Annotated in this window: 17 protein-coding genes; 7 read left to right on the top strand and 10 right to left on the bottom strand. The window is 68.6% G+C overall.

The window, feature by feature from the left end:
* Nucleotides 1–343 precede the first annotated feature (343 nt).
* Nucleotides 344–1,507 carry an ROK family transcriptional regulator gene (locus ABTX18_RS35280; protein WP_352126886.1) on the top strand — a complete coding sequence of 388 codons (1,164 nt, stop codon included), beginning with the start codon at nucleotides 344–346 and terminating at the stop codon, nucleotides 1,505–1,507.
* A gap of 293 nt (nucleotides 1,508–1,800) precedes the next feature.
* On the opposite strand, the gene eboE is transcribed toward ABTX18_RS35280, so the two are convergent.
* Nucleotides 1,801–2,970 (bottom strand): metabolite traffic protein EboE, encoded by a 1,170-nt coding sequence (gene eboE / locus ABTX18_RS35275; protein WP_352126885.1) that lies wholly within the window; start codon nucleotides 2,968–2,970, stop codon nucleotides 1,801–1,803.
* Nucleotides 2,971–3,065: 95 nt separating this feature from the next.
* Entirely contained in the window at nucleotides 3,066–4,190 is a 1,125-nt protein-coding gene (locus ABTX18_RS35270; protein ID WP_352126884.1) for an inositol-3-phosphate synthase, read from the bottom strand.
* A gap of 1,043 nt (nucleotides 4,191–5,233) precedes the next feature.
* On the opposite strand from ABTX18_RS35270, the gene ABTX18_RS35265 reads away from it, so the two are divergent.
* From ABTX18_RS35265 to ABTX18_RS35245, 5 genes are all read left to right on the top strand, one after another.
* Nucleotides 5,234–6,793, top strand: a complete 1,560-nt coding sequence (locus ABTX18_RS35265; RefSeq protein WP_352126883.1) for a sugar ABC transporter ATP-binding protein — start codon at nucleotides 5,234–5,236, stop codon at nucleotides 6,791–6,793.
* The gene (locus ABTX18_RS35260) at nucleotides 6,790–7,800 is read left to right on the top strand and encodes an ABC transporter permease (RefSeq protein ID WP_352126882.1); all 1,011 of its coding nucleotides are present in this window, start codon (nucleotides 6,790–6,792) and stop codon (nucleotides 7,798–7,800) included. Before ABTX18_RS35265 ends, ABTX18_RS35260 begins: the two co-directional genes overlap by 4 nt.
* 27 nt (nucleotides 7,801–7,827) lie before the next feature.
* Nucleotides 7,828–8,874: a substrate-binding domain-containing protein gene (locus tag ABTX18_RS35255; protein ID WP_352126881.1), complete on the top strand. Its 1,047-nt coding sequence runs from the start codon at nucleotides 7,828–7,830 to the stop codon at nucleotides 8,872–8,874.
* Nucleotides 8,875–8,967: 93 nt separating this feature from the next.
* The gene (locus ABTX18_RS35250) at nucleotides 8,968–10,161 is read left to right on the top strand and encodes a Gfo/Idh/MocA family protein (protein ID WP_352126880.1); all 1,194 of its coding nucleotides are present in this window, start codon (nucleotides 8,968–8,970) and stop codon (nucleotides 10,159–10,161) included.
* Between the two features lie 14 nt (nucleotides 10,162–10,175).
* Nucleotides 10,176–11,180, top strand: coding sequence for a sugar phosphate isomerase/epimerase family protein (locus ABTX18_RS35245; RefSeq protein WP_352126879.1), 1,005 nt, complete (start codon nucleotides 10,176–10,178; stop codon nucleotides 11,178–11,180).
* A 91-nt stretch (nucleotides 11,181–11,271) separates the two neighbouring features.
* Here the strand turns inward: ABTX18_RS35245 and ABTX18_RS35240 are convergent, their stop codons facing one another.
* From ABTX18_RS35240 to ABTX18_RS35230, 3 genes are all read right to left on the bottom strand, one after another.
* Nucleotides 11,272–15,336 carry a ThuA domain-containing protein gene (locus ABTX18_RS35240; protein ID WP_352126878.1) on the bottom strand — a complete coding sequence of 1,355 codons (4,065 nt, stop codon included), beginning with the start codon at nucleotides 15,334–15,336 and terminating at the stop codon, nucleotides 11,272–11,274.
* 41 nt (nucleotides 15,337–15,377) lie between these two features.
* Nucleotides 15,378–16,256 carry a sugar phosphate isomerase/epimerase family protein gene (locus ABTX18_RS35235; protein ID WP_352126877.1) on the bottom strand — a complete coding sequence of 293 codons (879 nt, stop codon included), beginning with the start codon at nucleotides 16,254–16,256 and terminating at the stop codon, nucleotides 15,378–15,380.
* A gap of 66 nt (nucleotides 16,257–16,322) precedes the next feature.
* Complete coding sequence (locus tag ABTX18_RS35230; protein ID WP_352126876.1) at nucleotides 16,323–17,435, bottom strand: Gfo/Idh/MocA family protein; 1,113 nt, start codon at nucleotides 17,433–17,435, stop codon at nucleotides 16,323–16,325.
* Nucleotides 17,436–17,540: 105 nt separating this feature from the next.
* On the opposite strand from ABTX18_RS35230, the gene ABTX18_RS35225 reads away from it, so the two are divergent.
* On the top strand, nucleotides 17,541–18,719 hold the full coding sequence (locus ABTX18_RS35225; protein WP_352126875.1) for an AraC family transcriptional regulator: 1,179 nt from the start codon (nucleotides 17,541–17,543) through the stop codon (nucleotides 18,717–18,719).
* A gap of 33 nt (nucleotides 18,720–18,752) precedes the next feature.
* Here ABTX18_RS35225 and ABTX18_RS35220 read toward each other — a convergent pair whose 3' ends face one another.
* From ABTX18_RS35220 to ABTX18_RS35200, 5 genes are all read right to left on the bottom strand, one after another.
* Entirely contained in the window at nucleotides 18,753–19,730 is a 978-nt protein-coding gene (locus tag ABTX18_RS35220) for a multicopper oxidase domain-containing protein (RefSeq protein ID WP_352126874.1), read from the bottom strand.
* A gap of 113 nt (nucleotides 19,731–19,843) precedes the next feature.
* Complete coding sequence (locus tag ABTX18_RS35215) at nucleotides 19,844–23,386, bottom strand: ThuA domain-containing protein (protein ID WP_352126873.1); 3,543 nt, start codon at nucleotides 23,384–23,386, stop codon at nucleotides 19,844–19,846.
* 42 nt (nucleotides 23,387–23,428) lie between these two features.
* Nucleotides 23,429–24,262, bottom strand: coding sequence for a sugar phosphate isomerase/epimerase family protein (locus ABTX18_RS35210; RefSeq protein ID WP_352126872.1), 834 nt, complete (start codon nucleotides 24,260–24,262; stop codon nucleotides 23,429–23,431).
* The gene (locus ABTX18_RS35205) at nucleotides 24,263–25,456 is read right to left on the bottom strand and encodes a substrate-binding domain-containing protein (protein WP_352126871.1); all 1,194 of its coding nucleotides are present in this window, start codon (nucleotides 25,454–25,456) and stop codon (nucleotides 24,263–24,265) included. It lies immediately after the preceding gene.
* Between the two features lie 10 nt (nucleotides 25,457–25,466).
* Nucleotides 25,467–26,405: an ABC transporter permease gene (locus tag ABTX18_RS35200; protein WP_352126870.1), complete on the bottom strand. Its 939-nt coding sequence runs from the start codon at nucleotides 26,403–26,405 to the stop codon at nucleotides 25,467–25,469.

Below are 26,405 nucleotides of genomic sequence, written 5' to 3'. Positions count from 1 at the left end.
CTGCTCAGACTGATCGAGGGTGAGGAACTGGAGAGCCGCCGGGTCGAGCTGGCGACCACCCTCGTGGTCCGGGACAGTACGGCCCCTCACAAGGAGGCCTGACCACAGGCGTGGTGGGTCTCCGTTTCGCGGAGGGCTTCAGGCCGGATCAGATCAGACGGATGGTGTGGGCCAGTCCAGGTTACGGTCACCACAGCGCGGACTTTCACCGAATACCGTCCGATATCGGCCGCAATTTGGATCACAAGGAGGGTTTACTCGAAGCCTTAAGCATAAGTGCCTCGGTCTGTATGCTTAACCCTGGAGTGAGGTATCGCCGACACGAGGAGACACGGAGTTGACCATGGAACCGGTAGGCGCGGGCGCCCTTCTGGCGCTACTGCGTAACGGCCAGGCGCAGACCCGCGCCGAATTGGTGCAACTCACCGGTCTTTCCAGGTCCACGGTGGCCCAGCGCGTCGACGCCCTCCTCGACCACCGCTGGATCGTGCCGAAGGGTGACGCGATCTCCTCGGGCGGCAGACCCGCCGTCTCCTTCGCCTTCAACACCGGCGCGAGGATCGTGCTCTCCGCCGACGTCGGCACCACCCGGACCCGGGTCGCCGTGACCGACCTGGCGACGAAGGTGCTGGCCGAACGCAGCCAGGACGTGGCCATCGCCGAGGGACCCGAGTACGTCCTGAAGTGGCTTGTCCAGGAATTCGAGAACCTGCTGGCCGAGACCGGGCACAGCCTCGCTGACGTGTGCGGGGTGGGCATCGGCCTTCCGGGCCCCGTCGAGCACACGACCGGCCGGCCCGTCAATCCGCCGGTCATGTCCGGCTGGGACGGCTTCGACGTGCCGGGCTGGTTCCAGCACAGGTGGGAAGCGCCCGTCCTGGTCGACAAGTCTGTCAATGTGATGGCTCTCAGCGAGCACGAAGCGCTCGGTCCCCAGGTCGAACACCTGCTCTTCGTCAACGTCGGTACCGAGATCGGCTGCGGCATCATCACCGAGCACCGCCTCCACCGCGGCGCGCAGGGAGCGGCCGGAGACATCGGCCACATCCAGGTCACCACCGCGCCGGAGCGGGTCTGCCGGTGCGGCAATGTCGGCTGCCTGGAAGCCGTCGCCAGTGGATGGGCGATCGCGGAACGGCTCCGGGACCTCGGCGAGGACGTCGCCGACAGCCGCGACGTGCTCGGACTGGTCCGGACCGGAAACGCCGCCGCGATGCAGATGATCCGTCAGGCTGGCCGGGACATCGGAGGGGTACTGGCATCTCTGGTGAACTTCTTCAACCCCGGCGCGATCGTCATCGGCGGTGACCTCTCCGATGCCGGTGAGCACCTCCTCGCGGGCGTGCGGGAAGTCATCTACAGCCGCTCCCTCCCCCTGGTCACCCAGCACCTGAACATTCGTGTCCGCCAGATGGGAGACCGCGCCGGTGTGGTCGGAGCGTCCCTCATGGTGATCGAGCACGCGCTCAGCCCCGCCGCAATCGACCGCTCGGTGGCCGGCGAATAGGCCCCTCAGCCCACGTAGGTCGATGGAGCGCGAGCTTTTGCTTGACGTTAAGCATAAGTAACGGGGATCATGGTGTTCGGCCCGGGCAGTGCACGCCTGAGCCGCTACCGATGACAGCCCCCCGACATCGGTAGACCACGCCGAGGCGCTTCGTCCGGAGCCGTACATGCGCTCCCGAGCACGTCGATCCGGAACCTTACGGCTGTCACCCTCCCGGGGGAGGCGCCCGGCGTGGCTCACAGGCCCTGCTTGCGGGCAAGCGGCCGTCGTCGGACCAGTAGCCCCGGGGCGGGTCACGGCAGCTCCTTGAGGCCGAGGTCGGTCAGCAGGTCACGCGCGAGCATCAGTTCGGCGGCGATGCCGTCGTTCAGGCCCGCACGGTCGAGCGGTCGCAACGAGAGCGGCATGGCCTGCCATGTGTACGTCTCGACCTCCAAGTGGTGCGTACGCGCGACGGGCCCGCCGACCAGATGGGTCAGGCAGTCCTGGAGCGTATGCCGCGTGGAGGTCAACGGCCCGGCGGACACCGCGTGCAGGGGGAGGTGGAAGTGGGCGCGCCAGGGTGCGCCGACCGGCAGGCCTCCCAGGCGGAGGGCCTCCCCCACATCGTCGACGCCTCGCAGTCCGGTCTCCGTCCTCACCCGCGTCTGGTGCAGGAAACGGGGCTCGTCGAAGGCCGCCAGCGCCCGGCGCGCCTCGGGCAGGTGCGGCTCCTGTACGTGCAGGGCGGCCGACAACTGAGCCTTGACGATGCGAATATCGGCGGCCTGCAGCGCGCCGAACGCGGTTGCCGGGACTTCGAAGGAGGTGGCGAGGTGGCAGGTGTCGACGCAGACCCCGATCCGGTCGTGGCCGATTTCGGAGAGAGGGCCGATCGCATCGGCCGTGGTCTCCACGGCGCAGCCCGGCTCCGGCTCCAGGCCGACGTGGATGGACCGTCCCGTGAACCGCTCCATGGTGTCGAGGAATTCGGCCAAGGAGGAGAGCGCCCGCTTTGCGACCACGGCCGACGGATGGTCGTACGAGGTCCGCCAGGCGAGCGGGAGGGTGGAGATGCTGCCCTCGGCGACGTCGTCCGGCAGAAGTTCGGTCAGCAGGCGGGCCAGGTCAGCGGTGTACTGCAGGCGTTCGGGGTCCGCCCAGTCGGGCTTGTAGACACGGTACTTGACCTCGCCGGCGCCGAAGCCCTCGTAGGGGAAGCCGTTGAGGGTGACGACCTCCAGGCGTCGGTGCTTCAGCTCCGCGCGCAGGGCCCGCAAGGCGGAGGGGTCGCTGATCAGCGTGTGGGCCGCGTCTCTGGCCAGCCACAGGCCGATGCCGAGGCGGTCGCGGCCGAGGCGGAGGCGGACGGGCTCGCAGTGGTCCCGGAGCTGGGCGAGGACGCCGTCGAGGGTCTCGGCGGGGTGCACGTTGGTGCAGTAGGCGAGGTGGACAGTGGTGCCGTCCGGATGCCGGAAGCGCATCGCTCACTCCCCGCCGCACAGGATCGAGCTGCCCTCGTGGGTGGCGCCCGTCTCGGCGACGGAGAGGTCCAGCGGCACCAGGTCACGCACTCCGCTCATGTCCCCGCCGCCCGCAGCCGCTCCGCGAAGCCGAGCAGCGCCGTGTACTGCTCGGCGAGCGACGAAGGAGCTCCCGGATCGGGGTCCTTGAAGTAGAAGGCCAACTCGGGCAAGGGGCCGGCGAGCCCCGCTTCGTGCGCGCGGGCGACTAGTCGGGCCAGGTCCAGCACGAGCGGTGCCGCGAGGGCCGAGTCGCACCCCTGCCAGGTGGTCTGGAGCACCATCCGCGCGCCGAGGAAACCCTCGAAGGCGACGTGGTCCCAGGCCGTCTTCCAGTCGCCCATGGACGGCACGTCGTCGATGTGCACCACGCCCTCGGGGGTCATGCCCAGAGTGTCGGCGAGGACCCGCTCTTTCCCCGCGTTCTTCGCGGCGGCGGCGGCCGGGTCGGCGAGCGCCGCGCCGTCGCCGCCGCCCAGCAGGTTCGTTCCCGACCAGGACCGTACGGTGAGCGCACGCTGCGCGAACATCGGGCCCAGCACCGAGCGCAGCATCGTCTGCCCCGTCTTGCCGTCCCGCCCGGCCACCGGAACCTCGTACGGTCCGGAGAACGCCGGATGGTGCAGTCCGGTCGACGGAGTGAAGTTGACGTAACTGGCGCCGGCCCCCAGTGCCGCGGCGGCGTACAGGGAGCTGGCCGGCAGCCGCCCGTCCCCTTCGCGGACCGCCGGCTCGGTGGACGCTACGTTGACCACCACGCACCGCGCCAGGTTGTTCCGTGTCCGGAAGGAATCGATGTCCGCTGCGAACTGGCTGATCAGCGCATCGTCGCTGCGCGGATCGGCCGCGAGCGGGCCACCGGTCCGGATCTCGGCGTCCGCGGCGACGAGTTCGCCGCCCACGGCCGCAGGCAGCTCGTACGGGAGGACCCCTTGTGCGGCGAGTTGCTCGGCCCGTTTCGGGAGCGGGCAGGAGACGACGTCGTGGCCGCCGAAGACCAGCGACCCCGGCTCCGGCAGACCGCAGCCGGCGAAGCGCGGACTCAGGGTCACCATCCCGGCGGCCGGCTGCAGCCCGCCCGCGACGGCCGCGCATCCGGCGACCACTGTGGTGGCGACGGAGCCGCGCGCTCCGATCAGCCAGACTCCCGTACGTGGCACTGCCCGTGTCGACGCTGTCATCGCGAGCGCCTCCTTTGCTGTTCCTGTGCGTGTGATGAGGGGATGGCCGGTGCCGAGGGCGGTGACTCCACGCTCGGCACGGACCGTTCATGGCGCCGGAGCCACCGGGCACGCGGGACGGCCGGCAGCGGACCGGCGCCTGGCCCAGGACGCGCCTGCGGAAGGCGGAGAGGGGTCCTGGGCCAGGGGTACGGGACAGGAGCGATGCCGGCCACTGCCGACTGCCCCGTAGGTCGTCGATACGCGGGTCGTCCTGCGTGCCGGAGCGGGAAGGCCGGCATCTGTCGTGATGCACCATCCTTCGAGTGAGTCGACGGTGAACATAGCCCGCTTCTGCATGATGTGAAAGACCTTATGCAGAAGAGGACTCAACTTTCGCCCTCTACGGGACAAAGCTCGGTTCAGCCCCCTCCGTTAGGGCAACGCTCCGGGAATGAAGCGGAGTGATCCACTCCGGCGGCACCGAAGCCAACACTTTGTCTTTTCGTCGTCGAAAGTGACCGCTCTGTTGTCGTAAGTTCTTCCCTTGCCTAAAAAACGCTGCTAGGTTTCACCGGGCCAGGAACGGAAAACCGGTTGGTGGCAGGAGGCGACATGAGGCGCACAACGGCTCGGCCGGAAGACGCCCCTCAGGGCTTACGCCACGGACCATCTGCGACATCGGCCGCGCCCATCTCGAACCCACGTACAGCCGCACGGCCGTGACACCGGCTTCCTGAAAGCCCACGTCGGAGATGCCGCGCCGGCTCACGACGTGGCCGGTGATGCCAGCACAGACCGGCACAGACCGGCACGGCACGGCCGCCGCAGCCGGTCCGATCGCCGGCAGGGCCCGACGTCCGGGCTCGACGCCGCCCAGACCCGCCCCACCGTCGCAGCCCCGCGGACGGTGGGGCGCCTCGGCCACCGCCCGGCCACCACCACGACCGGGCATCGCGAGCCGTCGGGCGGAAGCACCCACCCCGCGCCTCGCAGACGTTCGCAGCGGCCACGAAGAACAGCAGTGCCCGACCTTGAGTCCCACCGAACCGAGGATCCATCCCATGCCGCCAACAACCCATCTCAGCAAACCAGCCGGCGTACCGGCTCCGCTGCTCAAGATGACCGGGATCACCAAGTCCTTCCCGGGCGTCCGTGCTCTCGCCGGCGTCGACCTCTCGGTCAACGAGGGCGAGGTCCATTGCCTCCTCGGCCAGAACGGCGCGGGAAAGTCCACCCTGATCAAGGTCCTGGCAGGTGCTCATCAGCCGGACGACGGCGAGATCGTGTGGCAGGGCAGCCCCACTCGGTTCAAGTCCCCGGTCGACGCCATGCGCCTCGGCATCGCGACCATCTATCAGGAGCTCGACCTCGTCGAGCACCTGCCCGTGGCGGAGAACATCACCCTCGGTCATGAACCGACGCGCGCGGGGTTCGTCGTGCGCCCCCGGGTCGCCCGGGAGAGCGCCTCCGCCCTGCTGGCGCGACTGGGCCATCCCGAGATCGATCCGGCGGCGCCGGTCGCCGATCTCTCGGCCGCTCAGCAGCAGATCGTCTCGATGGCCCGCGCACTGTCCCACGACGCACGGCTGATCGTGATGGACGAGCCCTCGGCCGCTCTCGACCCGGACGAGGTCCGCAACCTCTTCCGCATCGTCAACAGGCTGACGGCCGACGGCGTGGCCGTCGTCTACATCTCGCACCGCCTGGAGGAGATCCGCCAGATCGGCGACCGTGTGACTGTCCTCAAGGACGGACGGTCCGTCGCCGACGGCCTGCCGACCCGGTCGACGTCCACCAGCGACATCGTCGCCCTGATGACGGGCCGCCGCGTCGACCACGTGTTCCCCTTCTCCCCTCGCACTGCCGACCCGGTGACCTCCGAGGTTCCGCCGGTTCTGAGGGTGCGGGGACTCTGCCGTCAGGGCGAGTTCGAGTCGCTGGACATCGAGGTCCGGCCCGGGGAGATCGTCGGGCTGGCAGGCCTGGTGGGGTCCGGCCGCACCGAGATCCTGGAGACCGTGTACGGAGCCCGCCGACCCACGTCCGGCCAGGTGTTCGTGGACGGCGAGGAGGTCCGGCCCGGCGACGTGCCGGCCGCCGTTCGCGCGGGGATCGGTCTGGCTCCCGAGGAGCGCAAGGCACAGGCTCTGCTGATGCTGGAGTCCGTCACCCGCAACGTCTCGGTCTCCACCCTCAGCCGGTTCTCCCGCCTCGGATGGATCGACCGGACGGCGGAGCGTGCCGCGGCACAGCAGGTGACGCGTGACCTGGTGCTCCGCCCGGACAACACGGACACCCAGGTCAAGAACCTCTCCGGCGGCAATCAGCAAAAGGCCGTCCTGGCCCGTTGGCTGCTCCGGGGATGCCGCGTCCTCCTACTGGACGAACCCACCCGCGGTGTCGACATCGGAGCGCGCGTCGAGCTGTACGCCGTGATCCGGCGCCTGGCCGACGAGGGCCTGGCCGTCCTCGTGGTCTCCAGCGAGATCCCGGAGGTACTGGGCCTCTCCGACCGTGTCCTCGTCCTTCGCGAAGGACGCGTCGTGCACACCTCCCCCGCACGCGAACTGGACGAACACCGCGTACTCGACCTCGTACTTGAAGGGAACCACGCATCATGACGCAGTCCGCGGCCGTATCCGCGGCCGAGAAGTCCGCTTCCGCCCCGCCGCCACAGCGTCGGCCCTCACTCGGCCTCCGGCTCGACGTGCGCACGCTGTCGCTGCTCGGCGTGCTCGCGATCCTCGTGATCGTCGGCGGTGTCACCAAGCCGGACGCGTTCCTCGCCGTGAGCAATCTCCAACTCGTACTCACCCAGGCGTCGGTGATCGGCGTGGTGACCGTCGGCATGGCCTTCGTGATCATCGGCGGAGGGATCGACCTGTCGGTCGGCGCCATCGTGGCGCTGGCCTCGGTCTGGGCGACCACGGTCGCAACGCAGGAGTACGGATTCGCCGGGGTCCTGTTCACCGCCATAGCCGCGGGCCTGGGCTGCGGTCTGGTCAACGGCGTCCTCATCGCCTACGGCAGGATGGTCGCGTTCATCGCCACCCTGGCCATGCTCGCCTCCGCCCGTGGCCTCGCCCTGCAGATCACGGACGGGCGCACACAGATCGTCACCATCCCCGAGATCCTCGATCTGGGCGAGAAGGACGCGTACGTCCTCGGTGTGCCGCCTCTCGTGATCGTCTTCGCGTTCGTCGGGGTCATCGGGTGGCTGGTGCTCAACCGCACGACGTTCGGGCGGCGCACCGTCGCCATCGGAGGCAACCCCGAAGCCGCCCGGCTCGCCGGCATCGACGTGCGGCGCCAGCGTCTGTATCTGTACCTGCTGTCCGGACTGTGCTGCGGCATCGCCGCCTTCCTGTTGATCATCCTGTCCGGCTCAGGCCAGAACACCAACGGCAACCTCTACGAACTCGACGCCATCGCCGCCGTGATCATCGGGGGCACCCTGCTCAGCGGTGGCCGCGGCAACATCACCGGTTCCGTGCTTGGCGTCCTGATCTTCACCACGATCACCAACATCTTCGCCCTCAACAACCTCCAGACGGCGACGCAGCAGATCGCCAAGGGCGCGATCATCATCGTCGCCGTCCTCATCCAGCGCCGCACCGCCCACGAGTAGAGCGCCACCGCAAGGAGAAGCACCACCATGGCTCAGGCAATGAACCCCTCCCGCAGAAGACTGCTCATCGGCACTGCCGCCGTCTCGGCCGGCGCCGCGCTCACCGCCTGCACCTCGAACGAGACCGGCGGCGCCAAGAGCAACGCCGCGCAGGCTCCCGCCTCCAACGACAAGCCCGGCAAGCCGGTCACCATCGGCTTCGCCGGCCCGCAGGCCGACCACGGGTGGCTCAACGCCATCAACGTCAACGCCCGCGAGCGCGCGGAGAGCTACAAGGACGTCACCCTCGAGACCACCGAGGGCTCCAACGACACCGCCCAGCAGATCGGCCAGATCGAGACCCTCATCAACAAGAAGGTCGACGTGCTTGTGGTCCTGCCCGCCGACGGCAAGGCCCTCACCCGGGTCGGTCTCAAGGCCATGCGGGCCGGCATCCCGGTCGTCAACCTTGACCGCATCTTCGACACCCCCCAGGCCTACCGCTGCTGGGTCGGCGGCGACAACTACGGCATGGGCCTGAACGCCGGGCACTACATCGGCGAGAAGCTCAAGGGCAAGCCGAACGCCCGTGTGATCGAACTCGCCGGTCTCGACAACCTGGAGCTGACCAAGCAGCGCACCCAGGGCTTCGACGACGCGCTGAAGAACTACCCCAACATCAAGAAGGTCGCCCGCCAGGCCGCCGAGTTCACCGTCGAGTCCGGGCAGGCCAAGATGGCCCAGCTGCTGCAGGCGCAGTCGAAGTTCGACGCCTTGTGGAACCACGACGACGACCAGGGCATCGGCGCCCTGCGCGCCATCGAACAGGCCGGGCGCGACGACTTCCTCATGGTCGGCGGGGCGGGCTCGCTCGCCGCCTTCCAGGCCATCAAGGCCGACAGCGGCGTCCTCAAGGCGACCGTCCTGTACCCGCCGACCATGGCCGCCTCCGCGATCGACCTGGCGCGGGCGCTGGGACAGAGCAAGGGGCTCGGCGGACTCGCGGAGTTCGAGATTCCCTCCTCCGTCGCCGTGTACTCGGCCGTCGTCGACAGGGAGAACGTCGACCGCTACATGTCGACCGGGTTCAAGTAAGCCGCTCCGGGGATTCGCCCTCACCGTCGCTGAGGCAGGGGTGAGCGCGGCGCGCCGCGCTCACCCCTGCCTCCTCAAGGAGAACTCACTCATATGGAATCCACCGTCGCCCACAGGCCCCGGCTCGGGATCGGCCTCATCGGCTACGCCTTCATGGGTGCCGTCCACTCGCAGGGCTGGCGTACGGCCGGCCGAGTCTTCGACCTGCCGCTCGAGCCGCATCTCGCCGCGGTGTGCGGCCGGAACCAGCAGGCTGCGAACGCCGCCGCCGACAAGCTGGGCTGGTCGTCCGTCGAGACCGACTGGCGCCAGTTGATCGCCCGCGACGACATCGACGTCATCGACATCTGCACCCCTGGCGAAAGTCATGTGGAGATCGCCGTCGCCGCGCTGGACGCCGGAAAGCACGTGCTGTGCGAGAAGCCTCTGGCCAACACGGTCGAGGAGGCCGAGGCCATGGTCGCCGCGGCAGAACGCAACCCCGGCCGGATCGCGATGACCGGCTTCAGCTACCGCCGTACGCCCGCCCTTTCCCTGGCCCACTCCATGATCAAGGACGGCAGGCTCGGCAAGATCCGGCACGTCCGCCTCACCTACCTCCAGGACTGGCTCGTCGATCCCGACTTCCCCCTCACCTGGCGGCTGAAGCGCGAGTCGGCCGGGTCCGGTGCCCTAGGCGATCTCGGCTCCCACCTCGTGGACCTCGCCCAGCACCTGGTGGGCGAGGTCCTCGCCGGTGTCTCCGCGCACATGACGACCTTCGTGCCCGAACGCCCCCTGCCTGCCATCGCGTCGGCGGGACTGAGCGCCTCAGCGGGAGCCGGCCGCGGCCAGGTCACCGTGGATGACGCCGCCCTGTTCACCGGCCGCTTCCAGTCCGGCGCACTCGCCTCCTTCGAGGCCACCCGCTTCGCACCCGGCCGCAAGAACGCGATGCAGATCGAGATCAACGGTGAGCGCGGCTCGCTCCTCTTCGACCTCGAACGTCTCAACGAGCTGCACTTCTTCGACGGCACCGAGCCCGGCGCCCAGGCCGGCTTCCGCCGCATCCTGGTGACCGAGCCCGATCACCCCTACGTGGCTGCCTGGTGGCCGCCCGGTCACGGCCTCGGCTACGAGCACGCGTTCGTCCACCAGGCCCGCGACCTCATTCACGCCATCGCCGACGGCACCCACCCCTCCCCGTCGTTCGCCGACGGACTGCAGGTGCAGCGGGTGCTCGCCGCCGTCGAGGAGAGCGCCTCCAAGGACAGCGTCTACACAGCCGTGCCCACCTTCGAGGACTGACAAGGACGCCTGCCATGACCAACCGTTTCACCCTCTTCACCGGCCAGTGGGCGGACCTTCCCCTGGAGGAGGTCTGCCGGCTTGCCCGCGACTTCGGCTACAACGGTCTCGAACTGGCCTGCTGGGGCGATCACTTCGAGGTCGACAAGGCCCTCGCCGACCCCTCCTACCTCAAGGGCCGCCACCAGCTGATGGAGAAGTACGGCCTGAAGTGCTCGGCCGTCTCCAACCACCTGGTCGGCCAGGCCGTCTGCGACGCCATCATCGACGAACGCCACCGCGCCATCCTGCCCGACCGTGTCTGGGGCGACGGCGAGCCCGAGGGCGTGCGCCGCCGGGCCGCCGCCGAGATCGCCGATACCGCCCGCGCCGCGGCGGCCTTCGGCGTGGACACCGTCATCGGCTTCACCGGCTCGGCCATCTGGCACCTGGTCGCCATGTTCCCGCCCGCCCCCGCGTCCATGATCGAGCGGGGGTACGAGGACTTCGCCGAGCGCTGGAACCCCATCCTGGACGTCTTCGACGCCGAGGGCGTGCGGTTCGCCCACGAGGTCCACCCCGGCGAGATCGCCTACGACTACTGGACCACCCACCGCGCCCTGGAGGCCGTCGGCCACCGGCCCGCCTTCGGGCTCAATTTCGACCCCTCCCACTTCGTCTGGCAGGACCTCGACCCGGTCGGCTTCCTGTGGGACTTCCGCGACCGGATATACCACGTCGACTGCAAGGAGGCCCGCACCCGCCTCGACGGCCGCAACGGCCGCCTCGGCTCCCACCTGCCCTGGGGCGACCCGCGCCGCGGCTGGGACTTCGTCTCCGCCGGACACGGCGACGTCCCCTGGGAGGACGTCTTCCGCATGCTGCGCTCCATCGACTACCAGGGCCCCATCTCCGTCGAGTGGGAGGACGCCGGCATGGACCGCCTCCACGGCGCCCCGGAAGCACTGCGACGGCTGAAGGCCTACGACTTCGAACGGCCCACCACCTCCTTCGACGCGGCGTTCGGCGGAGCCGACTGAGGTCCGACGCACAGTACGCCGAACTCGGGTGGCCCAGGGCGAGCTTGCCCCGGGCCACCCGAGTCTGGAGGGACGGCGTCAGCCACCTACGTCATGCGCGGCCGACCCCGCTCCGCCTGGCGGCGCGGTTGATGGCACCAGCTTCCTTCCTGGTGATCAGCCCGTCCGCGACGAGCTTGGCCGTCACCTCTTTGACGTGCCGGAGGAAGGAGGGGTGACCGGTCCATGTCCGCTCGTCCAGAATGAGGTCATTGATGGTGCATCCGTCCCCGACCTCGGCATTGCGTACCCCGCTGTCGACATCGTCGACGAAGACGGTCTCCCGCGAATCGGCGGGAGAGCACAGCCCGGCGGGCGACGCGCCGAGCTCCATCCAGTTCACCCGCACCTGGCCGTCCGGGAAGACCAGGTGCAGCGGGAAGGTCCCCTCGGTCCGCTTCAGGTCGAACGTGACGCTCTGCCAGGGGACGTTGCCCTCGGCGAGCAGGACGCTCGCGGCGTTGCCCTTCCCGGAGGAGTCGACGACGGTGGCGCCGCCGTCCTCGTCGAACCGGTACCAGGCGACGTTGCCGCCACCGGTGCCGCCACCGGGGCCGACCGTCAGCGACCGCACCTCGTCCGGTGTCAGGGCCCGGTCGAAGATGTGGAAGTCGTCGACGGAGCCGTTGAGCAGCGGATCAGAGGCCCATTGGGAGTCGCCGATCCAGTTCTGCTGCGTCCGGCCGAGATCCGACGGACTCAACGTCATGTTCTCGTTGCTCCCGATCGGCTCCCCGTTCAGGTACAGCGTGCCCTTGGTGCCCGACAGCGTGACCGCGACGTGCTGCCAGCCGCTGGTGGGCAGTTGCTGCGAGCCGTTGATCTGCTGTTCACCGGAACCGGTCGTGATCGCGTACCGCAGCTTGTCGGTGCCGCCCGCGCTCGGCGTCAGGAACATGTAGTTGCCAGTGCCGGAGCCGAAGTCGAACACTCGGGCCCACGTCTGGTCGCCGGACCAGTTCACCCACGTCGAGATGGTGAAGTCCTCGACTTCGTCGACGATCCCCTGGGGCAGTTCCACCTTCTCCTGCGGGCCGGATCCGTTGAGCTGGACGGCGCTGCCGAAGCCCTCCGGGCCCACCGTCCGCGGTACCTGGGCGTTGCCCTCGATCCGTGCGGTGCCCAGCAGCTCGCCGTCGGGTGCGCCGCGCCGCACCTCGACCGTCGCGTCGTCGGCCGACGCGGCGCGCAGCGTCATCGAGCCGACGCCTTCGAGGTTGTAGGGCTCGTACGACGCCCACGCGCCGCCCTGACCGGTGATCGCCTTGCCGCCACCGGTCTCCTGGTCCTTGGCATCGCTGACACCGACGTTCGACGAGTCGCTGAAGTGCTCGGTCTCCTTGCGCCTCTGTTGCAGGAAGTTCGTCACGCCACCGGTCAGCGCCGGCGCGCTCGCCTCGCCTCCTAGGTCGGTATAGCTGGCCGTCACCGTCAGCGCCACGTCCGCGGCTTCTCCGTGCTCCGCGTCGCTCTGGGTGACGAGGACGCCCTCGCAGCCGTTCTGCGACTGACCGGGGTGCACGTGCGCATTGCCGCCCTCGTCGTGGTAGAGACCCTGTTGTACGGTCACGAGAGCGCAGTCGATCGCGTCGCCGGTGCCGTCCTCGGCGTCTTTCACGGAGACCCGGAAGGGAATCTCGTCACCCCAGTCGAATACCTGCCCGTCGTGGGGCAGTTCGAGGGTCACCTCGGGGCGCGTGTTCCCAGCGGTGATCGTGATGTTGGAGGCACCGGAGCGTCCCGACGGGTCGGTGACCGTGAGCCGCGCGGTGTACTGGCCGGCATCAGCGTAGGTGTGGCTCGGGCCGGGGTCGTCCGACGTCGTACCGTCACCGAAGTCCCACGCGTACGTCAGCTCGTCACCGTCCGGGTCCTGACTGCCCTCGCTGGAGAAGGAAACCTTCAGGGGCAGGAGCCCGGAGTCCTGGTCGGCAGTGGCCTTCGAGACCGGGGTCCGTGCCCCCTTGGTGTAGTTGATCTTGTAGAGACCGGAGTCCGGGTTGACGCCGCCTCCGGCCCAATTCGCTTCCATACCCCACTCGATCAGGTACATCGCCCCGTCCGGCCCGAACTCCATGTCGTGCGGGCCGCGGAAGAGGGTGCTCGGCATGAACTGTTCAAAGCTCTTGTAGTTGCCGTTCTCGTCCAGCCTGAGCGCGCCGATCCACTTGCGCGACCACTCCATGACGAATACCGCGTCGTCGTAGTACTCCGGGAACTGCCCGTGACCCAGCAGGTCGGGGTCGTAGTGGTACACGTCTCCCGCGTACGCGGAGCGTCCGCCCGAGGACGGCAGCTCGGGGAACTGCGGCGACGGCCCGTACGGGTACCAGACGAACGCGTCCTTGGCCGGCGGCACAGTCTCCAGGCCGGTGTTGAACGGGGACTTGTTGGCGGGGCCGTTCTCGCAGTCGAAGGACTCACCAGGGGTCTTGGTGGCGAAGTCCCATTCGCGGTACGGCTGGTTGCCGGCGATGCAGTACGGCCAGCCGTAGTTGCCCGCCTCGCGGATCTGGTTCCACTCGTCGTAGCCACGGGGGCCGCGGTCGGGGTTGTCGCCCCCGGCGTCGGGACCGACCTCGCCGGCGTAGACCCAGCCTGTCTCGTCGTCTACGGCGATCCGGAACGGGTTACGGTGTCCCATCGTGTAGATCTCGGGCCGCGTCTTATCTGTTCCCGGCGGGAACAGGTTGCCGTCCGGTATCGCATAGGTGCCGTCGTCCTCGGGCGTGATCCGCAGGATCTTGCCCCGCAGGTCGTTGGTGTTGCCGGAGGTGCGCCTGGCGTCGTACGAATGCTTGGCGTCCTCGCTGTTCTGCTCGTCGTGGACGCGCCCGTCGATGGGGGCGAAGCCGTCCGAGGCGAAGTGCGCGGTGTCGTCTCCGGTGGAGATGAAGAGGTTTCCGTCGGGGCCGAACCTCATCGAACCGGCGGAATGACAGCACACCTCCCGCTGGTGCGGAATCTCCAGAAGGATCTTCTCGGAGTCCATGTCCAGGGTGTCGCCGTCGACGGTGAATCTGGAGACGTGCTGCACTTCCGGCGACGGTGCGCTGTAGAAGAGATAGACCCAGTGGTTCGTCTTGAAGTCGGGGTCGAGGGCCATGCCGAGCAGCCCGTTCTCGTTGCCGCGGTGCACTGGAATCTGCGCGAGGGTGCGTACGCCACTTGTCTCGGGGTCGTAGACCTTCACCTTGCCGCCCAACTCGACGTAGAAGACCCGCCCGTCGGGGGCGACGGCGAGTTCCATCGGGTTGGCGGTGTTGTCGTCGAGGGCGACCTTCTCGAAGGACGCCTCCGTGGGGATCCCTTCACGCGGCTCCCCGCATGAGCCCTCGGCGGTGCCCGCCGCCCACTGGATGCCGCCGAGGATGTGCCGGCGCAGCAGCGGCTCGTCGTAGTGCTCGGGGTTGTGGCCCAGGGCCGAGTACCAGGTCCGGCCGCCGTCGAAGGCGGAGCACCAGGCGATCGGGTGGTCGTCGCCCATGGCGTCCGGTCCCGGGTTGTACGTCGATTCGTCCAGTGTGGCGAGGACGTGGACCTTGCCGCGGGGATTAGCGGTGAGGTTGTACCACTCGTCCCGGCGGACCCATTCGGCCGGCAGGTCCGAGGTCGACGGATGTGCGGGGTCTTCGATCCGTACGGTCGCCTCCTGGAGCTGGCCGGCGCCGGAGGGGTGGCTCTTGAAGAACCCGCCGCCCATGAGGTCCGACCACCAGGGCCAGTCGGTCTTGTCCGTGTTCGACGCCGAGTGCAGCCCGACGAAGCCTCCGCCGCGCTGGATATAGCGTTCGAACGCCTGGCGCTGCGTGGCGCCGAGTGTCTTCTCACCGTCGGTGAAGAAGACGATGGCCTCGTACGGTGCCAGCCCCTGGTCGGTGAAGACCGAGGCGTCCTGCGTCTCGGTCACCGCGAAGCCGTTGTCCTGGCCTAGTTTCTCGACGGCGGCGATGGCGGACGGTATCGAGTCGTGCCGGAAACCGGTCGTCTTGTGGAAGAACAGCACGTCGTAGTCTTCCGCGACGCCATCTGCGGCACTAGCGGCCATTTCTGGGAGCAGCGAAACCAGGAATGCCACCACCACCATGAACAGGGTGTATCTAGGACGTTGTCGCATAGGTCCTCTCCATCCCTTTCTGCGAGTGCAGACTGAGGAACTCATGTGGGCCAGCTGTGCCCGATGGGTATTTCGGTCAGGAAGGACAGCCCGCCGACCGCGATCGCGTCCTGGGTCGGCGCCAGGGGACGCCAGATCGAAGCGGCCGTGGCGATCGTCTCGTTGTCCCCGGTGAACGACTCGATCACGAGGGGCCCCTGGTAGCCGGCGGCGTCGAGAGCGGTGATGATGCCGGGCCAGTCGAGGTGGTCCGCACCGGGAGCGCCGCGGTCGTTCGCGCTGACCTGGACGTGGGCGATCCGGTCGCCCGCCCTGCGCACGGCTGCGGGGATGTCCTGCTCCTCGATGTTCATGTGGTATACGTCCAGGGCGATCCCGCAGCCTTCGGCCGGCAGGCCTGTGAGCGCCTCGAGCGTCTGGTCGACGGTGTTGACGACGCTGGTCTCGTACCGGTTGAGGGGTTCGACCGCCACGGTGACGCCGGCTCCGCGCGCGTGTTCGACCACCGGAGCGAGACCGTCCCGCAGCTGCTCGTAGCAGGCGCGCCGCTCCGCGTCGTTCATCCGCCAGGTGCGCCCCACCGAGGCGTATAGGGGACCTGCGACGACCGGCGAGGAGACGGCGGCAGCCGTGTCGATCACGCGACGCAGGAGGTCGCGCGTGGCGGTGACGGTCCGGCCGTCCGCCTCCACCAGTTCGCGCCCCGGTCCCATCGCCACGACGATGGTGGCCGACAGGCCGAGGGAGTCGAGCAGTTTCGCCGCCCGGCCGGGATCCCAGTCGCCGGTGTTCTCCACCGGGAGCTCGACCACGTCGAAGCCCCACTCCCTGATGCGCGGCGCCAGTTCGGCCAGCCGCCGGTCTGTCAGGGGCGAGGCCCACACCCAGGTGTTGACTCCGAACGTCCTTGCTGCCTTCACCGGTCCTCCTGTCGTGTTCGTCTTCGTCCCCGGACGGCCCGGGTCGACCCTCGACGGCACTGCCGGTCAGTTCCCGGACCGTCCCCGTTCGAGCAGTTCCTCGTAGTCGGGGATCGGCACCCGTGCTCCTCCGTGCATGGCCGACGTGTGCGCGCAGATACCGACCGACGTCCAGTTGGCCGCGGTTATCTCGTCGATCGCCGGGGACCGGTCCTCGACGATGCTCCGGACGAACTCGTGGACCAGATGCGGATGCGATCCGCCGTGGCCGCCGCCCTGAGCGAACGAGAGGTGTTCGTTCTCGTCGTCGTAGACCCCGCGCGTCGTGAACGGTGCGATCTCGGGCGGCAACCTGTGCGCGAAGTCCGGAACGTCGATGACTTTCGGGACCTCGCCGGTGTGCAGCACGTGCCCCGAGCCCCGGGTCTGTTCCCATTCGAAGCTCGCCCGGTCCCCGAACACCGTGAAGCTCTCGACGTATTCATGTGCCGTCTCGAAGAGCGAGCGCGCGATCTCGGCGCCGACGTCCGAGTTTCGGAGTGTGAGAAGGGCGCTTTCGACGGCGAACGGCGAACCGTACTTTTCCGCGAGGCCCGGTGCGATCCGGCCCGAACCGATGCACACGACGCTCTCGGCCTGCGCACCGGCGACACTCAGCACGGGGCTCACCGCGTGCGTCGCGTAATGCATGGGCGGCAGGCCCTCCCAGTACCCGGGCCAGCCCGCCATCTCCTGGTAGTGGGCTCCGCGCAGGAACTGGACGCGGCCTATGGTGCCGTTCTCCACGAGATCCCGGACGTGCAGGAAATCCCGGGAGTAGACCACCGTCTCCATCATCATGTATTTCCGGCCCGATTCCCGGACCGCGGCCACGATCTCCCGGCACTCGTCGAGCGTCGTGGCCATCGGCACCGTGCACGCGACGTGTTTGCCGGCGCGCAGGGCCGATACCGTGTGCTCCGCGTGGTTCGGAATCGGCGTGTTGATGTGAACGGCGTCGATTTCGGGGTCCCGCAGCATCTCGTCATAGCTGGTGTACCGGCCCGGAATCCGGAAGTGATTTGCGACTTCGGTCACAGCCATCTCGGTCCGCTGACAGACGGCCACCAACTCGGCGTCCGGATGTGCCTGATAGATGGGAATGAACTCGGCTCCGAATCCGAGCCCGGCAATCGCCATCCGTATTTTCTGCGTCATCATCGACCTCCCATGGCCCTGCCAGATTAGGGACGTTGACCGAGACCTAGCCATGCGTTATCCCGCAGTCCTCCTTAGACTTTTTGCATGCACCCACCGAAGACACGTCATGTCGCCCTGCTGGTCGAAACCTCCAACGCATACGCACGCGGCGTGCTGGGCGGCGTAAGGAAATATGTCGAAGCCCATCCGGGCTGGTCGATGTATCTCGCCGAGCACAGCCGGCACGAGACCGACTTCTCCTGGCTCGAGGACTGGCACGGCCATGGCGTACTGGCCCGCATCGAGAACGAGGAGACCGCCTCGTTCATCCGGCGGCTCGGCCTGCCCACGGTCGATCTCAGCGCGGCACGGCTCCTGCCCGAACTACCCGGTGTGGAGACCGACGACGGCACGATCGCACGGTTGGCGGTCCAGCACTTCGAGGAGCGCGGACTGCGGCACTTCGCCTACTGCGGCGACGAACGATTCGGCTGGTCCCTCAAGCGCGGCGCCCGCTTCGAGGAACATGTGCGCGAGCGCGGCTGCACCCCTCGGGTGTTCCGGATGAAACCGTCGGGAATGCGCGCCGCCGACCGTGAACTCCTCGCGCGATGGCTCACCGATCTCCCCAAGCCGGTCGGCGTGTTCGCCTGCTACGACATCACCGGCCAGGAGGTGCTGGAGGCCTGCAAGCTCGCCGGTCTGGCGGTGCCCGACTCGGTCGCCGTCATCGGAGTCGACAACGACGAACTAGTCGGGAACCTCACGACCCCGGCGCTGTCCAGCATCGAGCCGGACACGACGAGGACGGGATACCTCGCCGCGGAGCTCCTGGACCGCCTTATGCGAGGCGACGACCTCGAGCCGGGCCTCCGACTGATCGCACCCACCCGTCTCGTCACCCGGCAGTCATCGGACATCCTCGCCGTGCAGGACCCCCTCGTCGCCGAGGCCCTGCGGTTCATCCGTGACCGTTCGGACCAGGCTCTGGCCGTCGCCGCCGTGCTCCGGCACGTCGGGCTCTCGAGGCGCGCACTCGACCAGCGGTTCCTCCGGAGTCTGCGCCGGACGGTCCACGGTGAGATCGTGCGCGTCCGCGTCGGGCACATCGCCGAGCTGCTGTCCTCGACGGACTGGACGCTGCAGCAGATCGCGCAGCGCCTCGGCTTCAGCCACTGTGAGTACATGAGCGTCGTGTTCAAGAAGCACACCGGCACATCACCGGGCCAGTACCGCCGGGCCGTGCACGGGTCCGTCGCACGTCAGAGTTTCTGGAACGACTGACCGCGTCCGGGCGGGCACGTCCCCCACCGTCCGTCAGTGCTTGTGCAGCGGCTCGTGCGAGGGGTGCGGCGCGTGCGGGTCGTAGCCCGGGACCGTGCCGTCGGGTTCCTTCACCAGGAACAGACCGACCATCCCCATGTCCGCGTGGCTCTGCACGTGGCAGTGGTACATCCACGCGCCGGCGCCCACCCCCTCCCCCGCGATGACCTGGAAGCCGAACGAGTCCGCGGGGCCGACGATCTTGTTGTCGATCACCCGGCTGGGGTCATGCGGTCCGGCGAGCAGGCCCGTGCGGTTGTCCGCCCAGCGATGACCGTGCAGGTGGAACGTGTGGTACGGCGCACCGTGCGTGATCATCACGAACTCGACGCGGTCTCCCACCGTGGCCTCGAAGTGCGGGCCCTCGTGCGCCGGCCTGTTGTTGATCGTCAGGCCGTTGAAGACGATCGTGTGGGTCGCGTCCGGCAGCACGTCGCCCCTGCGGCGCACGATCACCGGCCCGTACAGACCTTTGAGGATGCCCTCCGTCCCGTGCTCGGTGCCCACCACGTGGTCGTGGTAGTGCCAGTAACCGGCGCTGCCCGCGCGCCAGGTGCCGTCTTCGCGGCGGCCGGGGGTGTGGGTGCGCCAGGTGTACGTACGCGTGGCGCCCGGCGCCACGTCGCTCCCGCTCGCCCGGGTGCCGTCGCTGGAGATCTCGTAGTCCAGGCCGTGCACGTGCAGACTCGCCGGCACGTCCATGGTGTTCTCGAGCTCGATGTGCAGGGTGTCGCCCTCGTTCAGCTCGATCAGCGGTCCGGGGACCGTCGCCGCGCCCTTCTCCAGGCCGTAGCCCATCCGCCCGTCGGCGAGTGCCTCGGCGTACAGCTTGATGCGCCGTACCCTGCCTCCGTCGGGGGGCGTCCTGACCGGCCCGGTGGAGCCGGCGGCGGCCTCCGATGCGGCGGACAACGATGTGGCGGCAACCGCGCCGCCCAGCAGTACACGTCGGTTGAAATCACGTCGGTCCATGGCGAACTCCTCGGGGTGGTATGTGCGGTGGGACGCCGTACTCTCGGCGTCGACAGACCCGGTGCCCGCCCGCGAACGAACGCGGGCGGGCACCGGGTGCGGGAAGGAAGGGATCAGCCGGCCTCGTCGAACTTCCATCGCTGGCTGATCGCCGAGGCGCTGCACGGCGCCTCGGTCAGCCGGACCTCGTTCGCGGTGGAAGCTTCAGGAATGTCCAGGCATCTTCCACTGGCGACCGAGACGACCCGGTAGGCACCGGATTCAACCGGTTCGATCAGCCACTTCTGGTTCGCTGCGCCGTTGGCACAGTCCCATTGCTGGAGGCGGGAGCCGCCTCCGGAGGGCACGTCCAGGCACTTGGCGCTGTGCTGCGCCGCCAGGGTGTAGGCGCCGTCGCCCGCGTCGGTCAGCCGCCACCGTTGGTTGGCGTCGCCGTTCGGCGCGTACTGGATGACCGCCGCTCCGTTGTCGTTCGACACGTACTGCACGTCCATCGCCTTGCCGCTGTGAGCGCTCGTCACGGTGTAGGTGCGACCGCTCTGCGGAGCGGACGACCCGGCCTCGGAGGCGTTGAAGGTGATCGCGTCCAGGTCGAAGGAATGCTCCACCGGCGCCTTGAAGACCACGTACACGGTCTGGGTGTCCGGCGTGTCGGTGACGGCGACGGGGTCGAGATCGACGTAGTCGTCCCAGCCGCCGGTGGCCGGGACGGGGCTGGTGGCGATCAGCGCACCGGTCGGCGAGCCGGACCGGAGCTCGATCGAGCCGCCCGTGTCCGTGGGGGCCGAGACCCGGAAGCCGACCGACTCGACTTCCGACAGGTTCAGTGGCTTGAAGGAGATCCAGCCGCCGTTCGTGATGTATCCGATGCGCTTGCCGTTCTCCGCCGCGCTCTGCTCGACGACGCGTACCCCGGACTGGTCGGTGAAGTACTCGGCCTGTTTGTGGCGGGGCTGGAGGGTCACGCTGGTGGTGCCCTTCAGGCCGTCGTCGTCGGTGTAGTCGGCCGACAGGACGAGGAAGGTGTTGGCGGTGGCGTCGTGACCGGAGGCGCTGGTGGTGATGGTCCCGCTGCACCCGGTGTACTGGCCGGTGTCATGGCTGTGGCCGTCGTGGCCGAGGGCTGCGGTCACCACGACCTTGGAGCAGTCGACGGCGCCGTCCTCGGGATCGTCCACGTCGATGCTGTAGGTGAGGGTGTCACCGAATTCGATGCCGCTGCCGTTGCCGGGTGTGGTGAAGGTGACCTTGGGACGGGTGTTGCCCACGGTGATGGGCACGTTGGCGGTGCCCGTCCTGCCTCCGCTGTCGGAGACCGTCAGCCGGGCGGTGTAGGTGCCGTTGGCGGTGTAGGTGTGCGTGGGGTTCGGGCCGGTGGCCGTGGTTCCGTCACCGAAGTCCCACGCGTAGGTGATCTCGTCCTTGTCCGGGTCGGCGGAGCCACTGGAGGAGAAGGTGACTTCCAGGGGGGCCTGCCCGGAATCGGGAGTTGCGCTCGCCTTGGCCAACGGGGCGCGGTTGCCTGCGACGTAGTCGATCCGGTAGATGCCGTCGTCGGTGTTGGCGTGCCCGTAGCCGTTGCCCCACTCGGCGAGGTACATCGCACCGTCCGGGCCGAACTTCATGTCGATCGGGGCCCGGAGGGCGAGTTGGGCGACGAAGGGGTTGATCTTCAGGAGTCCGCCCGAGTCGTCGAGGCGGAACTCCTTCACGAAGTTGCGGCTCCACTCGTAGAGGAAGGGCGTCTTGTCGTAGTACTCGGGGAACTTGCGCTCGGAGGTGCTGGCCGCGTCGTAGTGGTAGAACGGGCCGCCCATCGGAGCGGCGCCGCCGGCGACGTCGATCTCGGGGAACTTCGCCGAGGCGTGGTAGTCGTACCAGACCGTGGCGGGCTTGGCGGCGGGCAGCTTGGTCAGGCCGGTGTTGTTCGGCGAGTCGTTGACCGGTGCCCCGCAGTCGAACTTCGGGCCCGATGTCCTCGCGGCAAAGTCGTAGTCGTTGAAGGGGGTGTTGTCACCCACGCAGTAGGGCCAGCCGTAGAATCCGGGCTCCTTGATCAGATTCCACTCGACGGTGCCCTCGGGGCCCCGGTCGGGGTTCGCCTGGTTCGCGTCGGGCCCGTAGTCGGCGGCGGAGATCCAGCCGGTCTCCGGGTCGACGGCGAAGCGGAAGGAGTTCCTGAAGCCCATCGCGTAGATCTCGGGCCGGGTCTTGGCCGTGCCCGGCTCGAACAGGTTGCCGTCGGGGATCGAGTAGCCGCCGTCGGCCTTCGGCTGGACGCGCAGGATCTTGCCGCGGAGGTCGTTGGTGTTGGCGGACGAGCGCTGGGCGTCGAACTTCTCCCGCCCCTGTCGTTCGTCCAGGGGGGCGTAGCCGTCCGAGCTGAACGGATTGGTGTCGTCACCGACACCGATGTAGAGATTGCCGCCCGGGCCGAAGGCGAGGCCGCCGCCGGTGTGGCCGGGCTCGTCGGAATCCCGGAACGCCGGGACCTCGATCACCGTCTTCTCACTGGCCATGTCCAGCGTGTCGTCGCTCTTGACGGTGAACCGGGACACTCGGTTGATCTCGGCACTGCCGGCGGGTGAGTGATTGACGTAGATCCATCGATTCGTCGCGAAATCGGGGTCCAGAGCCAGGCCCACGCCGCCGTCCTCGCCGCCCTGGTAGACGTTGAGGCGCCCGGCGACATGCGTCTCGGGCGCGTCGTCGTGGGTGTGGATGACGTTCACCGCACCGGAGCGCGAGATGTAGAAGACCTTGCCGTCGGATGCCACGTCGAGCTGCATGGGCTGGTCCGGGGCGCCGTCCAGGGTGACCTTCTGGAAACGGTCGGCGACGGTGCCACCGCAGTCGCCCGCGGCGGCGCCCCCGGCCCACTGGAGGCCTCCGAGCAGGTGTTTCACGAACAACGGCTCGCTGTAGGAGTCCGCCTCGTGGCCCATGGCGGTGGCCCACACCCTGCCGCCCTCGGCGTTGCGGCACCAGGAGATGGGATGGTCGGCGCCCATCCTGGCGGATCCGGCGTCGTAGGTGGTTTCGTCCGCAGTGACCAGGACGTGCACGTCACCGCGGGCGTTCTTGTCGAAGTTGTACCACTCCTCGGTCCGCACCCAGCGGTCCGGCAGGTCCTTGGTCGACGGGTGCGTCCGGTCCGCGACCTTGGCCGTGCCCTGCACGGTGGCGGAGTGAGCCGTCATATGGGCGCCGGCCATGACGACCTGGTCCCACCAGGGGAACTGCGACTCGATGTTCATGTCCGTGGCGTTGTGGACCGCGACGATTCCGTGTCCGCTGTGCACGTACTCCTGTGCCGCGGCCCGCTGGGCGTCCGTGTCCCACACCATGCCCGAGGTCTGGAGCATGACCACGGCGTCGTACGTGTTCAGTGTCGTCGTGTTGAAGACGTTCGCGTCCTCGCTCCGGTCCATCTGGATGCCGTGATCGGCGCCCATCCGGGTGAACGCCTGGACAGCCGCGTCGATGGAGCCGTGCCGGTAGGCGCCGGCCGCCGTCTTGGTGAAGAGAAGTACCTTGAGGTTCTCGCCGTGCGGTTGCCCCTCGTGCGCGAGGGCCGGTGTGGCCTGCAGCGCGGTCAGGGCGAGCAGAGGCGCGGTGAGCGCGGCGAGGGCGCGCTTCACCCAGGGAGGTGGCATGGGAATTCTCCTTGTGGAGGGCAATAAGGGATGAAGAGGGAGTCAGAGAGTGCGCAGGAACGCGAGTCCGTCGGTCGCGAGGGCGTCCTGGTCGACAGCCAGCGGACGCCAGATGGAGGCCGCCGTCGCGATGGTGGTGTTGTCCGGTGTGAAGGACTCGATGACCCACGGACCGCTGTAGCCCACGTCCTCGACCGCCGCGGCGAAGCCTGCCCAGTCGAAGTGGTCGGCGCCGGGGGCGCCTCGGTCCGTGCCGCACACCTGGAGGAGCGTGATGCGGGATCCCGCGTCCCGGATCGCCTGGGCGGGTTTCCTTTCCTCGATGTTGAGGTGGTAGGTGTCGAGTGCGAGGCCGCACTCCTCGGGGAAGGCGTCCAGGGCCTGCTCAACGGTGTTGATCAGGCTGGTCTCGTACCGGTTGAGGGGTTCGACGCCGAGTCGCACGCCGCGTTCCCCCGCGTAGTCCAGCACCGGCCGAAGGCTCTCCCGCAGTTCGGCGAGCACGGAGCGTCGCTCCTCCGCGTCGAGTGGCCACGTGCGGCCCACGGAAGCGTAGGCGGGACCGCTGATCGTCGGTGAGCCGACGGTGACGGCCACGTCGACGCAGTGCCGCAGATAGTCCTGGGTGTCCCGGATCGTGTCGGGGGACGCGGCCACGAGTTCGCGGCCGGGGGGCATGACCAGGACGACCGATGCGCCGAGTCCGTGGTGGTGCAGCAGCTCGGCCGAGCGGCCGGGCGACCAGTCACCGGGCCGCTCGACCGGGATCTCGATCGTGTCGAAGCCCCATCCGGCGATCCGCGGGACGATCCGGGCGAGCGAAGCGTCGGTCGACGGCGACTCCCAGACCCATGTGTTGACGCCTATCGCGGGCATCTACTCGCCGCCCCACTTCTGCGGATAGCCCTTCATCTTCTCGCAGCCGCAGAGCGCGTAGTGCAGCGGCGGCATGCCGGGCTGGAGGTAGGTGTCCAGTTCGCCCTGGGTGATGGCGGGCTGCGGAAGGTTCCAGACCTTCGGGACGCTCTCCCCCTTGAGGATCTTCAGCGCGGCGATGACCGGGGTGCGCCACTGGTACGTCGGGTAGGTCGGGGCGATCGCCGTGAGCTTCGCGTCCTTCCACTTCTGCAGGAAGTCCTGCTGGTCCTCGCCGTTGAGGGGCGGGACGGGCAGGCCGGCGTCCTCGAACGCCTCGACGGCGGCCACGGCGGTGGCGCCGGAGTCCAGCCAGAGGCCGTCGATCTTGCCGCGCTGCAGGTAGTTGGTGACGATGCTCTTGGTCTTGGCGGCGTCACCGTCGGTGAACTCCACACCGACGACGTCCAGTTCGCTCTTGTCGAACGCCTTCTTCGCGGCCGACCACCGCGTCTCCAGGACGTCCACGCCGGGCGAGATGCGCAGCGCGAGGATCTTCCCGCCGGGCTTGACCTTCTCGGTGAGGAACTCGGCGCCGTCCGCGCCGAAGGCATAGCCGCCGATCGGCTTGATGAAGGTGACCGGGCAGTCCGTCCCGACACCGCGGTCGAAGAGGATGACCGGCACCTTCGGACAGGCGCCCTTCACGGCCGGGGTGAGGGTGGCGGTGGTGTTGGGCGAGACGATCAGCGCGTCGCAGCCCTTGGTCTGCAGTTCGGCGATGTCGGAGATCTGCTTGTCGTCCTTGCCCTCGGCGTCCAGGACGGTGAAGTCGGCGATCTCCTCGTGCAGGGCGACCTCGGCCTGCATGGTCTTCCAGCCCACCTGGCGCCACGGGTTGTTGGTGGCCGCGTTGGAGAAGCACAGGTGGTACGGGCCGGCCTTCTTGTACGTGGCCGTGTCGACGGGCTCGGGGTCGATGGCCTGCTCCCACGGCTTGTCGGCGGGACCGGTCGGCCGTTTGGTCCGCATGGCGAGCTGGGCCTCGTAGTCGGCCTGGACGAAGAAGGAGGAGTGGTCGCCGGTCTTCTCCTGGGCGTCGGACGAGGCGTCGGGACCGGCCGTGTCTGCCGGCAGGTCGCTGGAACAGCCGGTCAGGGCTACGAGGGCGGTCACCGCGGCAGCGGTGAGAAGGCGTCTGTGAGCGTGCGGCATGGTGCTTCCTCTATGCGGTGGTGGAGGCGGACTTGACGCGCCGCGGGAACTGAACGGACCCCAGGGCGACGGCGATGATGAGGATGAGCCCCTGCACGGTGTACTCGAGGGCTCCCGAGATTCCGTGCAGATTGAGCAGCGTGAACAGGGATTGCAGTGTGAACGCGCCGGCGATGGCGGCCACGGCCGATCCGCGGCCCCCGCCGAGAACGACCCCGCCGAGGACGACCGCGGTGATCGCCTGGAATTCCAGGCCCTCCCCGACCTGGGCGGAGACGCCTGCGAAGCCTCCGAGCAGCACGGCGCAGACCGCGGCCGACAGTCCGGACAGGACGAAGGCCGCCGTCTTCACGCGCAGCACGCGTACCCCGGACAGGCGGGCGGCGGTCGGGTTGTCGCCCGCGGCCAGCAGGGTGCGCCCGAAGTCGGAGCGCATGAGGGCGATGACCGCTGCCATGGCGACGGCGAGGACGAGTACCGACCACGGCACCGGCCCCACGCTGCCGCGGCCGGCCTGACGGAACTCCTCGGACAGCGCGCCGCGCGGGGATCCGTCGGTCCACAGGAACACGGCTCCGGACAGGATCAGCAGCATGCCGAGGGTCACGATGAACGACGGCACCTTCAGCACGGTGGTCACCAGCCCGTTGAGGAGGCCGATGAGCGCTCCGAAGGCAAGCAGAAGGAGGACGACCGGCCAGGTGGCGCCCGGGTCGCCGTCGATCAGCCGGGCGGCGATGACGACTTCGGCAGTCACGAGCGAGCCCACGGAGAGATCGAACTCGCCGGACACGATGACGAAGTACTGGCCGGCGGCGAGGATGGCCAGCGGTGCGGCCCGCTTGACGAAGGCCAGGAATCCGTCGGGCTCCAGGAAGGAGGGGTTGGCGATCGCGATCGCCACGAGCAGGACGGCCAGGACGCCGAAGATGGGAAGGTTGCGTTTCAT

The organism is Streptomyces sp. NPDC096323 (assembly GCF_040302845.1).
Lineage (GTDB): Bacteria > Actinomycetota > Actinomycetes > Streptomycetales > Streptomycetaceae > Streptomyces.
Note: the sequence above shows the minus strand (reverse complement) of the source record. Positions and strands in the feature narration are given on the sequence as shown.

Coding starts and splice junctions, on each gene's coding strand:
- ABTX18_RS35200 (WP_352126870.1), bottom strand. CDS start 26,405: ATGAAACGCAACCTTCCCATCTTCGGCGTCCTGGCCGTCCTGCTCGTG.
- ABTX18_RS35265 (WP_352126883.1), top strand. CDS start 5,234: ATGCCGCCAACAACCCATCTCAGCAAACCAGCCGGCGTACCGGCTCCG.
- ABTX18_RS35240 (WP_352126878.1), bottom strand. CDS start 15,336: ATGCGACAACGTCCTAGATACACCCTGTTCATGGTGGTGGTGGCATTC.
- ABTX18_RS35270 (WP_352126884.1), bottom strand. CDS start 4,190: ATGACAGCGTCGACACGGGCAGTGCCACGTACGGGAGTCTGGCTGATC.
- ABTX18_RS35225 (WP_352126875.1), top strand. CDS start 17,541: ATGCACCCACCGAAGACACGTCATGTCGCCCTGCTGGTCGAAACCTCC.
- ABTX18_RS35245 (WP_352126879.1), top strand. CDS start 10,176: ATGACCAACCGTTTCACCCTCTTCACCGGCCAGTGGGCGGACCTTCCC.
- ABTX18_RS35205 (WP_352126871.1), bottom strand. CDS start 25,456: ATGCCGCACGCTCACAGACGCCTTCTCACCGCTGCCGCGGTGACCGCC.
- ABTX18_RS35230 (WP_352126876.1), bottom strand. CDS start 17,435: ATGGCGATTGCCGGGCTCGGATTCGGAGCCGAGTTCATTCCCATCTAT.
- ABTX18_RS35210 (WP_352126872.1), bottom strand. CDS start 24,262: ATGCCCGCGATAGGCGTCAACACATGGGTCTGGGAGTCGCCGTCGACC.
- eboE (WP_352126885.1), bottom strand. CDS start 2,970: ATGCGCTTCCGGCATCCGGACGGCACCACTGTCCACCTCGCCTACTGC.
- ABTX18_RS35220 (WP_352126874.1), bottom strand. CDS start 19,730: ATGGACCGACGTGATTTCAACCGACGTGTACTGCTGGGCGGCGCGGTT.
- ABTX18_RS35255 (WP_352126881.1), top strand. CDS start 7,828: ATGGCTCAGGCAATGAACCCCTCCCGCAGAAGACTGCTCATCGGCACT.
- ABTX18_RS35250 (WP_352126880.1), top strand. CDS start 8,968: ATGGAATCCACCGTCGCCCACAGGCCCCGGCTCGGGATCGGCCTCATC.
- ABTX18_RS35260 (WP_352126882.1), top strand. CDS start 6,790: ATGACGCAGTCCGCGGCCGTATCCGCGGCCGAGAAGTCCGCTTCCGCC.
- ABTX18_RS35215 (WP_352126873.1), bottom strand. CDS start 23,386: ATGCCACCTCCCTGGGTGAAGCGCGCCCTCGCCGCGCTCACCGCGCCT.
- ABTX18_RS35280 (WP_352126886.1), top strand. CDS start 344: ATGGAACCGGTAGGCGCGGGCGCCCTTCTGGCGCTACTGCGTAACGGC.